At 39.8% G+C, this 12696-nt stretch carries 10 protein-coding genes, 1 tRNA gene, 1 rRNA gene and 1 pseudogene; all 13 read left to right on the forward strand.

Annotated elements, in window-relative coordinates; translation table 11 throughout:
- Window positions 1-162: 162 nt before the first annotated feature.
- Window positions 163-278, forward strand: a 5S ribosomal RNA gene (gene rrf / locus C231_RS0105490).
- Window positions 279-296: 18 nt separating this feature from the next.
- Window positions 297-369 (forward strand) — tRNA-Asn (locus C231_RS0105495).
- 138 nt (window positions 370-507) lie between these two features.
- The gene (locus C231_RS0105500) at window positions 508-1038 is read left to right on the forward strand and encodes a dCTP deaminase/dUTPase family protein (protein WP_018659628.1); all 531 of its coding nucleotides are present in this window, start codon (window positions 508-510) and stop codon (window positions 1036-1038) included.
- A 158-nt stretch (window positions 1039-1196) separates the two neighbouring features.
- Entirely contained in the window at window positions 1197-2573 is a 1377-nt protein-coding gene (gene radA / locus C231_RS0105505) for a DNA repair protein RadA (protein WP_018659629.1), read from the forward strand.
- A 46-nt stretch (window positions 2574-2619) separates the two neighbouring features.
- Entirely contained in the window at window positions 2620-3711 is a 1092-nt protein-coding gene (locus C231_RS0105510) for a PIN domain-containing protein (protein WP_018659630.1), read from the forward strand.
- A gap of 20 nt (window positions 3712-3731) precedes the next feature.
- Window positions 3732-5207 carry a glutamate--tRNA ligase gene (gltX, locus tag C231_RS0105515; RefSeq protein WP_018659631.1) on the forward strand — a complete coding sequence of 492 codons (1476 nt, stop codon included), beginning with the start codon at window positions 3732-3734 and terminating at the stop codon, window positions 5205-5207.
- A gap of 267 nt (window positions 5208-5474) precedes the next feature.
- On the forward strand, window positions 5475-6908 hold the full coding sequence (cysS, locus tag C231_RS0105520) for a cysteine--tRNA ligase (RefSeq protein WP_026314372.1): 1434 nt from the start codon (window positions 5475-5477) through the stop codon (window positions 6906-6908).
- Window positions 6901-7347 carry a Mini-ribonuclease 3 gene (locus C231_RS0105525; protein WP_018659633.1) on the forward strand — a complete coding sequence of 149 codons (447 nt, stop codon included), beginning with the start codon at window positions 6901-6903 and terminating at the stop codon, window positions 7345-7347. The genes cysS and C231_RS0105525 overlap by 8 nt, the downstream gene beginning before the upstream one ends.
- A 35-nt stretch (window positions 7348-7382) precedes the next feature.
- On the forward strand, window positions 7383-8147 hold the full coding sequence (gene rlmB, locus C231_RS0105530) for a 23S rRNA (guanosine(2251)-2'-O)-methyltransferase RlmB (protein WP_425386750.1): 765 nt from the start codon (window positions 7383-7385) through the stop codon (window positions 8145-8147).
- Window positions 8148-8422: 275 nt separating this feature from the next.
- Window positions 8423-9400, forward strand: a complete 978-nt coding sequence (locus C231_RS08780; protein ID WP_018659635.1) for a 3D domain-containing protein — start codon at window positions 8423-8425, stop codon at window positions 9398-9400.
- Window positions 9401-9652: 252 nt separating this feature from the next.
- On the forward strand, window positions 9653-10834 hold the full coding sequence (locus C231_RS0105540; RefSeq protein ID WP_018659636.1) for an FtsW/RodA/SpoVE family cell cycle protein: 1182 nt from the start codon (window positions 9653-9655) through the stop codon (window positions 10832-10834).
- A gap of 39 nt (window positions 10835-10873) precedes the next feature.
- Window positions 10874-12079, forward strand: coding sequence for an FtsW/RodA/SpoVE family cell cycle protein (locus C231_RS0105545; protein ID WP_018659637.1), 1206 nt, complete (start codon window positions 10874-10876; stop codon window positions 12077-12079).
- A pseudogene (locus C231_RS07925) lies at window positions 12057-12672 on the forward strand (class I SAM-dependent methyltransferase). Before C231_RS0105545 ends, C231_RS07925 begins: the two are co-directional and overlap by 23 nt.
- The last annotated feature ends 24 nt before the right edge of the window (window positions 12673-12696 follow it).

Consider the following 12696-nt stretch of genomic DNA (forward strand, 5'->3'; position numbering starts at 1 on the left):
AGGTAGATAGGTGGGAAGTGGAAGCATCGTAAGGTGTGGAGCGGACCCATACTAATCGGTCGAGGACTTAACCACTACGCGTAAGGGAAAGCGCGGTGTTGACGAAGTCGTGTTGAAGCAACGCTCTAGTTTTGAAAGAACAACGTTCTTTTTAAAGAAAAGTGTGGTGGTGATGGCCAGAAGGCACCACCTGTATCCATCCCGAACACAGCCGTTAAGCTTCTGAGCGCCGAGGATAGTGAGGGGTTTCCCCTTGTGAAAGCCGGACGCTGCCACGCTTTGATTTTTTATAAGATTCCGCAATAGCTCAGTCGGTAGAGCACGTGACTGTTAATCACGCTGTCGCAGGTTCGAGTCCTGCTTGCGGAGTATTAGGATTTAGTAGACGTTAACTTTTTAGTTAACGTTTATTTTTTATTTAAAGCATTGAGAATATTTAAAATAGTTAATAATGGAAAAGTTTGGTAAACTAAGGGGTATAATATAATAAAAAGATAGAGGGTTAATATGTCGAAAAAACTACGTGGATTTGAACGTGTCAGTCGCTATGGACAAGAAGTGGCAATTCCCAAACGTGCAACACATGCTTCGGCAGGTTATGATTTGGCTGCTGCAAAAACAGTAACGGTGCCATCTATTTGGCACCAAGTGTTACAATCTGGTTATTTGACAGAAATGTCAGATTCAAAGGCTGCTGGTAGCGATAATTCTCCTGCTGCATCGACACTTGTACCAACAGGTGTGAAAGCATATATGCCAGAGGATGAAGTACTGCTTTTAGTGAATCGTTCAAGCAATGCAATGAAAAATCAACTAGCTTTACCAAATGGGATAGGTGTGATTGATGCGGATTATTATAATAATCCGAAAAATGAAGGCGAGATTTTTGTACAGCTCATTAATTATGGATTTTCTGATTATACGATTCAAAAAGGCGATCGCATCGCTCAGGGAATTTTTGTACCTTATTATACATCGGAAGCCGAAGAGGCGCCACTTGAAAAACGAACGGGTGGTTTTGGTTCATCTGGCATTTAATGAAGAAGCAGCAAAACTCTTATATAGTGCATGAGATAGAAGATGAGTTGCTATAATTTGTTAGTAAAATGGGTAATATAATGTATGCTAAGGCCCTGCACCGAATGCGGTAAAGATATGATATAATCAAGGTACGTGGCGAAAGGAGCATACAGAAAATGGCTAAAAAAGGGAAGACGATTTTTGTTTGTAAAGAATGCGGCTATGAGTCGCCTAAATATTTAGGCAAATGCCCCAATTGCCATTCATGGGCAAGTTTTGATGAGGTGCAAGATGCAGTCCATGAGGATCTTCGCAATCGAAATCGCTTAATAGATCGCCAGCAAGCAGAAGCATTGCCTTTGAAAGATGTCTCTTCAAAAACGAGTCAACGCATTAAGACACAGATGGATGAATTTAATCGAGTGCTTGGAGGGGGCGTTGTGCCAGGTTCCCTTGTTTTAATTGGGGGCGATCCAGGAATTGGAAAATCAACACTTCTTTTGCAAGTGTCAGCAGAGTTGAATAAGACGGGTGGCGTTGTTTTATATGTGACAGGTGAAGAAAGTCCACAACAAATTAAAATGCGAGCTGAGCGTTTAGACATATCAGATACTGATTTCTACTTATATGCAGAAACTGATCTAGGAAATGTTGAAACAACAATTCAAAAGTTGCAACCTGATTATGTCATTATCGATTCAATTCAGACAATGTATCGCCCAGAAGTAGATAGTGCTGCAGGGAGCATCAGCCAAGTGCGTGAGTCAACCAGTCTGTTGATGCAATTAGCTAAGACCCTGAAGATTACGATATTTATTGTCGGGCACGTGACTAAAGAAGGAAATATTGCAGGACCGCGTATGTTGGAGCATATGGTCGATACAGTACTTTATTTTGAAGGCGAACGGCATCAGTCATTTAGAATTTTGCGTGCGGTGAAAAATCGTTATGGTTCAACTAATGAGATTGGTGTTTTTGAGATGCGAGAAGATGGTTTGGCTGAAGTGTTGAATCCATCGCAGCTGTTTTTAGAAGAACGCTTAGCAGGCGCAAGTGGTAGTGCTGTGGTGGCTTCCATTGAAGGTACACGTCCGATTCTTGCGGAAATTCAAGCACTCGTTTCCCCCACTGCTTTTGGCAATGCACGTCGCACAGCGAGTGGAATGGATTATAATCGGCTAACTTTAATTGTTGCCGTCCTTGAAAAACGGGCAGGACTTTTATTGCAAAATTATGATGCCTATTTAAAAGCGGCAGGTGGTGTGAAATTAGATGAGCCAGCGATTGATTTAGCGATTGCTGTTGCTCTTGCTTCAAGCTATTCTGATCGACCAACACATGCTACAGATTGTTTCATTGGAGAGATTGGACTAACAGGCGAAATTCGTCGCGTGTCCCGTATTGAACAACGTGTAAAAGAAGCTGCAAAATTGGGCTTTACACGTATTTTTATTCCAAAAAATAATTATCCAGGATGGACGCATCCGCAAGATGTCGAGATTATTCCATGCGTCACATTGTCACAAGTTTTGGATCGAACGTTCAATGTTTAACATATATTAATAACTAATATTTATAATAGTAGAAAGAGGTGAGATTATGGAAAAAGTCATTCTTTTAGTGTGGATGCTGATTGGTGGGAGTCTGGGACATTCATATTTCCCCGAGATGTTTAAGCAATCATTCCCGTCTTGGACGTTGTTACATTCCCCAATTACGAGCATGATTCTGGGAGGAGTCCTCGGGTTACTCCTAGGAATGCTGACAGCTCCTATCATCAAGAAAAATATGGAAAAAATGAAGCAAATGTTAAGTGAGATTAATGCATCATATTTGCTTTTTGGTACAGCTGGCGCCATTGCTGGACTTGTCCTCGCATTGCTAATTAATTTTTCATTAATTGCTTTTAAGTTGCCTTTTATTAGTGATATTTTGCCGATTATCTTGACTATCATTCTTGCATATATCGGTTTTGAGTTAGGTTCGTCAAGGCGCGAGGAAGTTCGCCGTCTATTTTTGCAGCGCAATGAATCGCACGAAGATGGTGTACTTGAACGCAAGATTGGCGAGAATTTTCGTAAATATAAAGTGTTAGACACGAGTGTGATTATTGATGGTCGCATTTTGGATATTATTCAGACAGGCTTCTTGGAAGGGACACTCGTTGTGAGCACTTATGTATTACAAGAGTTGCAACATATTGCAGATAGTTCGGACAGCTTAAAACGTGTACGCGGCCGCCGCGGGTTGGATATTTTAAATGCACTTCAAAAAATGCATGGTGTTGATTTGCAAATGAATGAAGAAGAGATTCCAGAAGCGGAAGAAGTGGATATGAAGCTTGTCTATCTTGCGAAGAAATTAGATGGTGTCGTTGTTACAAATGATTTCAATTTGAACAAAGTGGCCGAGTTCCAACATGTTCCTGTTCTTAACATTAATGAATTAGCCAATTCAGTCAAGCCAATCGTTATCCCAGGTGAAACGATGCGCGTATTAATTGTGAAAAAAGGAACAGAACGTGCACAAGGTGTGGCCTACTTGGATGATGGTACAATGGTCGTTGTTGAAGACGGAAAAGACCTAATTAATGAAGTTGTCGATGTCATCGTCACAAGTGCACTGCAAACAAATGCTGGGCGTATGATATTCGCAAAATTAAGCGAAGAACAGCCCGCATTACCACAATAAAAATAAAGGAGAAATGCGAAATGTCAGATAGAATTCGCGTACGTTATGCCCCAAGTCCAACAGGTTTTTTACATATAGGGAATGCAAGAACAGCACTATTCAACTATTTATTTGCTCGTCATTATGGCGGAGATTTTATTATCCGAATTGAAGATACGGATAAAGCTCGCCACGTTGAAACAGGTGAAGAGAGCCAGCTTGAAAACTTAAAATGGCTAGGACTAAGCTGGGATGAAGGACCAGATGTTGGTGGGGAATTTGGCCCTTATCGTCAAAGCGAACGCCAAGAAATTTATGAACCTTTAATTCAAAAACTTCTCGATGAAGACAAAGCATATTATTGCTACTGCACACCTGAAGAATTGGAAGCTGAGCGTGAAGCGCAACTGTCCCGCGGCGAAATGCCTCATTATGGGGGACGTTGTGCACATTTGACTGATGAACAACGCCAGGCTTTTGAAGCAGAAGGGCGTCAGCCAACTGTCCGCATCCGCACGCCAAAACACCATACATATTGCTTTAATGATATGGTAAAAGGTGAGATTTCATTTGAAAGTGAATCTGTCGGAGGGGATTGGGTCATTGTAAAACGTGATGGTACACCAACTTATAACTTTGCGGTTGCAGTGGATGATCACTATATGGAAGTAACACATGTGTTGCGTGGGGATGACCATATTTCTAATACGCCAAAACAGATGCTTGTATATGATTCATTTGGTTGGGAATATCCGCGATTTGGTCATATGACATTGATTACGAACCCTGAAACAGGTAAAAAACTTTCAAAACGTGATGTTACTATTTTGCAATTTATCGAAGATTATCGTGATATGGGGTATATGCCTGAAGCATTATTTAACTTTATTGCATTGCTTGGTTGGTCGCCAAAAGGTGAAGAAGAACTCTTCACTCCAGCAGAATTTATTGAGATATTTGACTATCATCGTTTAAGCACGAGTCCTGCTGCTTTTGATAATAAGAAATTGAATTGGATTGCCAACCAATATATGCAACATGCCGATCAACATGAGCTAACTGAGAAAGTAATTGCTGATTTGCAAGCGTCTAAGTTACTTCCTAATGTATTAGAAGATGATCAAAAAGAAAAAATAAACAAATTGGTTGCACTCTATCAGGAACAAATGAGCTATGTTAAAGAATTCAAAACATTGGCAGAGCTATTTTTTGATGCAAAAATTCAGTGGACAGATGCTAGCCGCGAAGTGTTAGCGGGCGAGACAGTTCTACAAGTCTTGGAGAACTTCAAGGCCCAACTAGAGGCAATGGATGAACTGACAGCAGAGGCTGTTCAAAAAGCAATCAAAACTGTTCAAAAAGAAACAGGCGTGAAAGGGCGTAATTTATATATGCCAATTCGAGTGGCTACAACAGGGCAGCAGCATGGCCCAGAATTACCACTAGCGATTGAACTTTTAGGAAAAGAAAAAGTGCTAGCCCATTTAGATGAGGCGATGGAGATAGCACATGCTTAATATTTAAATATCATTAATGAAAACCATTTGAAAATGAACTGCCAAAATAAGAAAGAGCGGTACATTCTTCAAATGGTTTTTTTATTGGCTTTGTGCCAATGTGAAAAAATATAATCGTGCGAAGTGACGTGCTGACTGGAAGAAAATGAAAAAATCACAATATTAAATGAGATGATCAAAATGTTACAAAATGATAAAATGCTTCGACTGTTAGTAGGGGTTAAAATCAGGTATAATATGCATATGTATGCAAAGGGAGTGACAAAATTGATTCAATTATATAATACTTTGACTCGAAAAAAAGAACCGTTCGTGCCACTTCAAGAAAACAAAGTGTCCATGTATGTTTGCGGTCCGACGGTTTATAATTATATTCATATTGGGAATGCGCGCAGTGTGGTCGCTTTTGATACAATTCGCCGCTATTTAGAGTTTCGAGGTTATGAAGTGCGCTATATTACGAATTTCACAGATGTTGACGATAAGATTATCAAAGCTGCACATGAACAAAATAAAACGCCGAAAGAGGTGGCTGATTTTTATATTGCGGCTTTTTTTGAAGATGTCGATGCACTAGGTGTCAAACGTTCAACCGCTTATCCGCGTGTGATGGATACGATTGATGAGATCATTGCATTTATTCAGGAATTAATTGAAAAAGGGCATGCTTATGAATCTTTTGGTGATGTCTATTTTCGCACTGATTCATTTAAGGACTATGGGAAATTGAGCCACTTAGATCTTGATCAATTACGTCAAGGTGCTAGTCAGCGTGTGGATGAAGAGGAATGGGAGAAGAAAGAATCACCGGTTGATTTTGCACTCTGGAAAAAAGCAAAACCAAATGAAATTTATTGGGAGTCACCTTGGGGTAAGGGACGCCCGGGGTGGCATATTGAATGTTCGGTTATGGCGAACTTATATCTAGGAGATACCATTGATATTCATGCAGGAGGGCAAGATTTGACATTCCCCCATCATGAAAATGAAATTGCCCAGTCCGAAGCAAAAACAGGTCACACTTTTGCGAATTATTGGTTACATAATGGCTTTGTGACGATGGATAATGAGAAGATGAGTAAGTCATTGGGTAACTTTAAATTGATGCGCGATTTACGTCAAACAATGGATCCTCAGGCAATTCGCCTCTTTTTAGCGTCAGCACATTATCGTCATCCGCTTTCATTTTCAGCGTCAGCGATTCATGAGGCAAAAGTACAGCTGGACCGCATTAAGACAGCACTGCGCAATGCGCATCATTTATTAGATCAGTCAGCTACTTTGCAAGAAGGCATTGATGAAGCGAAAGTGCAAGAGTGGGAAATATATCGTACACGCTTTATTGATGCGATGGATGATGATTTTCAAGTTCAAAATGCAGTGGCCATTATTTATGAAATGATTAATGCACTGAATCGCTATCTTGAACAACCTCGCCCAACAAAAGAAACAATTGAAATGATGATCAGCCAAATACAAACATTAGTAGGCATTTTAGGGCTGACAGACCTGTATGAAGCACCAGAGTTGCTAGATGAAGAGATTGAGCAACTAATTGCCGAACGTCAGGCAGCACGCGATGCCAAAGATTTTGCGCGTGCAGATGAAATCCGCAATCAACTTGCAGCAGAAGGGATTCGTTTGGAAGATACAGCTAATGGTGTTCGCTATCATCGAGAAGGCGGCGTAAATAATGAATGAATTTGATGGGAAATTATTAAATGGTGCAGCACTGGCGTATATGGGTGATGCTATATATGAGGTGGCTGTGCGCCGTCATTTACTAGAGCAGGGACAGACGATTCCAAATAAATTGCACCAATTGGCGACACATTATGTTAGTGCTTTTGCACAAGCAGCGCTATGTCAACAGATGCAAGCAGAACATTTTTTGACAGAAGAAGAGATGACTTATTTCAAAAGGGGACGCAATAGCCATACATATTCCAAAGCTAAAAATGCTGACTATGCTACTTATAGTCAGTCGACAGGTTTTGAAGCGGTGATTGGTTATTTGGAATTGACAGGTCAACAGGAACGCTTAACAGAAGTGCTAGCGTGGTGTCTAACAAAAGTGGACCAAAAACTAATGGATCCTTCTGGCTTACAAGGAGAAAAATCATGTCACGAAAAAAAATAACACATCCTAAAAAAACCACAAATGCTCCGAAGCAGATGCCCAAGATGACAAATGATGCACTACATGAAAGGTTTGTCATCGGACGCCATCCCGTTGAATCGGCGCTTGAAATGCATCGCGATGCGAATAAATTATTTATTCAAGAAGATAGCCGTGGTGCAGTGATTGAACGCATTATAGCTTATGCAAAAGAAGCAAATGTTCCTTATACATTTGTTCCTAAAATGAAATTAGATCAAATGGCAGCGGGACAAAATCATCAAGGAGTTCTTCTGATGTCAAGTGCCGTTAAATATGCATCGCTCAATGATTTATTTCAAGTGGCACAAAGTCGTCAAGAAGATCCTTTCTTTATCTTGCTTGATGGCATAGAAGATCCGCATAATTTAGGCAGTATTTTGCGGACAGCAGATGCAGCGGGTGCACATGGCGTAATTATTCTGAAGCATCGTGCCGTAGGATTGACAGCAACGGTGGCGAAGACGGCTGCTGGCTCATTGGAGCGTGTGAAAGTTGCGCGCGTGACGAATATGGTAGATACAATTGAAGAACTCAAGCAGCGTGGGCTTTGGATTTTTGGCTCCGATATGGACGGGGTCGATTATCGCCAGTGGCAAGCAACAGGACCAATTGGCGTCGTTATTGGCAATGAAGGTAAAGGGTTGTCCAAACGTGTTAGTGAACATGTGGATGAAAAAGTATGTTTGCCGATGATTGGCGGCACTGAAAGTTTAAATGCAAGCGTTGCTGCCAGTTTGCTTATTTATGAAGTCTTTCGTACACGTCATCCCCTCACTTAAAAAGAAAAAACAACAAAAAATAAATATAAAAGTCCTTGACATGATGGTCAAGGACTTTTTTTAGGAGTGCCATTAATGGCACACATTTATTCAGAGAAAAATACTCAAATATCAATAAAATAATACATAAATATTACGACTAACAGTGAAATTGTAATTAAAAGTAACGCTTATGATATATAAAAGGTTTTATTCTTCACTGAAAGTCTATAAGATTATAAAAGTCGAATACAACACGACAAATATTGAGTAATAATAAAAAGTGAGGTTATATAATGAAACAGTCAATGAAACGACTCGTGATTTTCGCAGTGGCACTTTTTTCCATTGCTTTCACTCAGACAGTTTCTGCGGATTCATTAGATAGTATCCAAAATAATAAAGAAGAAGTCGCTGCCCGCATTCGTTCACTTGAAAGTGATATGAACGAATTGCTAGATGAAATTGATACTGCCAACGCAGAAGTTAGCGCATTAGAAGAAAAAATCGAACAAAATACTAAAGATATCGAAAAAACTAAAAAACAAATTACAGCGCAGGAAGAGGTTGTTGAAAAAAGACTCGATCAAGCACGTACGCAGTTAAAAGCGTTGCAAACGAGTGAAGTGAATTACAATATTATTGTGAGCTTATTCCAAGCCAAAAGCTTGTCGGAATTTTTCCAACGGATATATGCTGTAACACTTCTCACGGATGCAAGTCAGGATCATTTAAGACGTGCAAAAGAAGATCATGAGAAATTAGAACAGTTGCAAGAACATTTAGACCAAACAGCAAAAGAGCTTGCGAGCCAAAAAGAAGAAGAAAAAGAAAAAGAAGCAGAACGTATCGAAAAAGTGGCGACCTTAAAAGAAAATTTAGCTGAAAATAAAGCATTGCTTGCCACTATACATGAAAAAGAAGCAGCAGAAATGTCTGCCACATCTGTTACAACAGCTAGTTCAGCAACATCAGCAGCTTCTGCATCTGGGGACTGGTTTGGTGTTCAAGCGACAGGGTATTCTACGCAAGAAGCAGGTATGGGAACATATACTGCAACAGGTATTAATTTGCGCAGCAATCCACGTGTTATTGCAGTTGATCCGAGTGTGATTCCTCTAGGTTCAGTAGTGGAAGTTGAAGGAATGGGAACTTATATTGCAGGTGATACAGGTGGAGCCATTCATGGCAATATTATCGATATTCACTTTGCAAGTGTTGGCGATGCACTGGCATGGGGACGCCGTTCGGTTCGCGTTCGTATTGTCGGCTAAAGAGTCATGTGCTTTTATAGCAGATGAAGCATATTTTTAAATCAATTGATATATAGGAAAAGTAGTATAATAATTGACAGTCCTGTAGATTTTATCCAATTATGAAGAATAAAAGGGGGTCGCTTTCGAAAATAAATCGAAAGCGATCTCTTTTTTATTTGCCACGCTAAATCTTAAGGATTTGAACTTTAACCTAGCCCAAAATTAAGGTAAACTATAACTACAATGATTTTAAGATAGGAGTATATAAAAATGAATGAAGAACAAGCTTCTCGAATTGATTATGGTATCGTTCTTTCAGTCATGTTACTGGCAATTATCGGACTCGGCTCGTTGCACTCAACGGTCGTGATGCAAGACTTACCTTTTCGCATGACCATTATGCAAGGCATCTGGTATGTGTTAGGAATTTCAGCGGCCAGTCTTATTATGCTATTTGACTCGGAACAGTTATGGAAAATTACGGAATATTTATATATTGCAGGCATTGTTATTATGTTTTTGACGCTCTTTTTATATGATCGTCAATTGGAAGCACAATGGGGGGGGCGCAGCTGGGTGCGTATTCCATTCATTAATTTTACGTTGCAACCCTCAGAATTTGTAAAAATTTCATATATCCTAATGCTAGCAAAGATTACAACATTACATAATAGTACTTACATACATCGTACGACAGAATCAGATTGGCGTCTGCTCTTGCGGTTGATTGGCTATGCAGTGCCCATTGTTGCCTTGAACTTATTGCAAGGTGATTTAGGGACGACACTTGTATATTTCGCCATTTTAGGTGGTGTGATCTTAATCTCTGGTATTCAATGGAAGATTTTGTTGCCAATTATTTTGCTAGTATTTGGGTTGGCGGCATTAGCCGTTGTTTTAGTTGTTTATAATCGCGATATTTTAAAAGTTTATTTTGGCATGAAAGATTATCAATTTTCGCGCATTGATACGTGGCTTGACCCATACCATGATGCAAGTGCTGCAAGTTATCAGTTGATTCAGTCACTGAAAGCGATTGGAAGTGGTGGCGTCTTTGGTAAGGGGTTTGCGATTTCAGAAGTTTTTGTCCCAGTGCGTGAATCGGATATGATTTTTGCGACTATTGGCGAGAATTTCGGCTTTGCAGGCGGTTCTTTTTTAATCTTTGTTTATTTTGTTTTGATTTATAACATGATCAAAGTCGTCTATGACACGAAGAATGAATTCTATGCTTATATTGCGGTCGGTGTGATTATGATGATTGTCTTTCACGTGGTCGAAAATATCGGAATGAATATTGGCTTGCTGCCAGTTACAGGAATTCCGCTGCCTTTTATCTCTCAAGGAGGTTCTGCTCTTTTAGGAAATATGATGGGAATAGGGTTGATTATGTCCATGCGCTTCCATTATCGTTCCTATATGTTCTCAGGTGATGGGGACAAATTCCACTAATAATCCAGCTGTCAATGGCGTAAAAAAGGAGGAAATAAAGTGCGTGATCTGATAATCGAACGCTTTAAATGGATGGATAGAGGCATACTTTTTTCTTATGTTTTTTTATTAATTTTTAGTGTGCTAGCCGTTTATAGTGCAAGTAGTTATGTAGCATTAAATGATTATGGTAATCCTGGTTATTTTTTGTTGCGTCAAAGCGTTTTTGTGCTGATTGGGGCAGTTGCCTTTTTATTTGCTTTTATTTTTCCACTGAAGAAATTGCAATATCCTAGATGGATTATGTGGGGTGCAGGGATTACGATTTTCTTGCTTGTGGCAGTTTATTTTACTCCACCTGTTTTAGGGGCACGTCGCTGGTTTAATTTAAAGATTATTACAATTCAGCCCGCTGAATTTGCTAAGCTTTTTGTTGTGTGGTATTTAGCATATAGTTTTTCATTACGACAAGTTCGTTTACAAAAAGATTTTATTCAAGCTATTTTACAGCCAGGTATTTTGGTGGCACTTATTGCTCTTTTAATGTTATTTGAACCAGATACTGGGACAGTATTCGTGATTGGTGTGACAGCAGTCTTTATGGCTGCTGCGAGTGGTGCTTCATTGAAATATGCTATCCGCATTGTTGCAGTGGGTGTTATTAGCTTTCTTTCAATTTTCTTGATTGTAAGCCTCTTCGGGGATAAACTTTCCCCACTGTTAGGATATCGTTATGAGCGTTTTGTTGGTTTCTTTAATCCCTTTAAATATGCAGATGATGCGGGGCATCAGTTGGTCAACTCTTACTATGCGTTGCGCCGCGGTGGACTGTTTGGGGTAGGTATTGGCAAGAGCGTTCAAAAAACAGGGTATTTACCTTTTCCTTATACGGATTTTATATTGCCTATTATTGGAGAAGAGATTGGCTTTATCGGTTTGAGTCTTGTGCTAGGCATCATATTTAGTCTTGTAAGCCGGATATTTTTAATTGCAGCACGAACGGGACGCAATTTTGATAGCCTGCTCTGTATCGGAATTGGCTCTATGTTAATGGTTCAGATAATGGTTAATGCCTTTGGAGTAACAGGCTTTTTGCCAATTACAGGTATTACATTTCCATTTTTAAGTTATGGTGGATCAAGTCTGATTGTGGTCTCACTTGCGACGGGACTAGCGGCCAATGCGAGTGCCAATCTTGCCAAAGATCGTCAGATGCGAAAAAATAATAAAAAAGGAGCAAGTAATGACGGATCATTATTACACTAAAATACCTACAACGGTGTCTGATCGCCATACATGGCAAGCACGTATTGGCACTGAAAAATTGACTTTTACGACAGATGCGGGCGTTTTTTCCAAAATGCAAATCGACTATGGATCAGCACTCTTAGCAGAAACTGCTGCTGCAACTTGTGCAGACTTGCCACATGGTAATGTGTTGGATGTAGGATGTGGTTATGGACCTATTGGCATCTATTTGGCGAAGAAGATGCCTATGCGTGACGTGCATTTGGTTGATATTAATGAGCGTGCAGTAGAATTAGCACGCATAAATGCTGAAGCAAATCATGTTGCCTCTCAAGTATCCATCTACTCTTCTTATTTATATGAAGCGATTTCTGACCAATCTTTTGCTTTAATTGTCAGCAATCCGCCGATTCGTGCAGGAAAGAAAGTCGTCCACGAAATTCTTGAAAAAAGTAAAGACTATCTAGTGCCAGGGGGACAATTACAAATTGTCATCCAAAAAAAAACAAGGGGCACCCAGTGCAAAAGCTAAAATGTTAGAAGTGTTTGGGAATGTTCAACGGATCGCCCTTTCAAAAGGTTATTGGGTGCTTCAATCTATAAAAGAATAAATGAAGGACATCATGCCACTTATT

The organism is Allofustis seminis DSM 15817 (assembly GCF_000374325.1).
GTDB lineage: Bacteria > Bacillota > Bacilli > Lactobacillales > Carnobacteriaceae_A > Allofustis > Allofustis seminis.

Excerpts from the sequence above, each read along its gene's own strand:
- rlmB (WP_425386750.1), top strand. The coding sequence starts at position 7,383 with ATGCCCAAGATGACAAATGATGCACTACATGAAAGGTTTGTCATCGGA.
- C231_RS08780 (WP_018659635.1), top strand. The coding sequence starts at position 8,423 with ATGAAACAGTCAATGAAACGACTCGTGATTTTCGCAGTGGCACTTTTT.
- radA (WP_018659629.1), top strand. The coding sequence starts at position 1,197 with ATGGCTAAAAAAGGGAAGACGATTTTTGTTTGTAAAGAATGCGGCTAT.
- C231_RS0105525 (WP_018659633.1), top strand. The coding sequence starts at position 6,901 with ATGAATGAATTTGATGGGAAATTATTAAATGGTGCAGCACTGGCGTAT.
- C231_RS0105500 (WP_018659628.1), top strand. The coding sequence starts at position 508 with ATGTCGAAAAAACTACGTGGATTTGAACGTGTCAGTCGCTATGGACAA.
- C231_RS0105510 (WP_018659630.1), top strand. The coding sequence starts at position 2,620 with ATGGAAAAAGTCATTCTTTTAGTGTGGATGCTGATTGGTGGGAGTCTG.
- gltX (WP_018659631.1), top strand. The coding sequence starts at position 3,732 with ATGTCAGATAGAATTCGCGTACGTTATGCCCCAAGTCCAACAGGTTTT.
- C231_RS0105540 (WP_018659636.1), top strand. The coding sequence starts at position 9,653 with ATGAATGAAGAACAAGCTTCTCGAATTGATTATGGTATCGTTCTTTCA.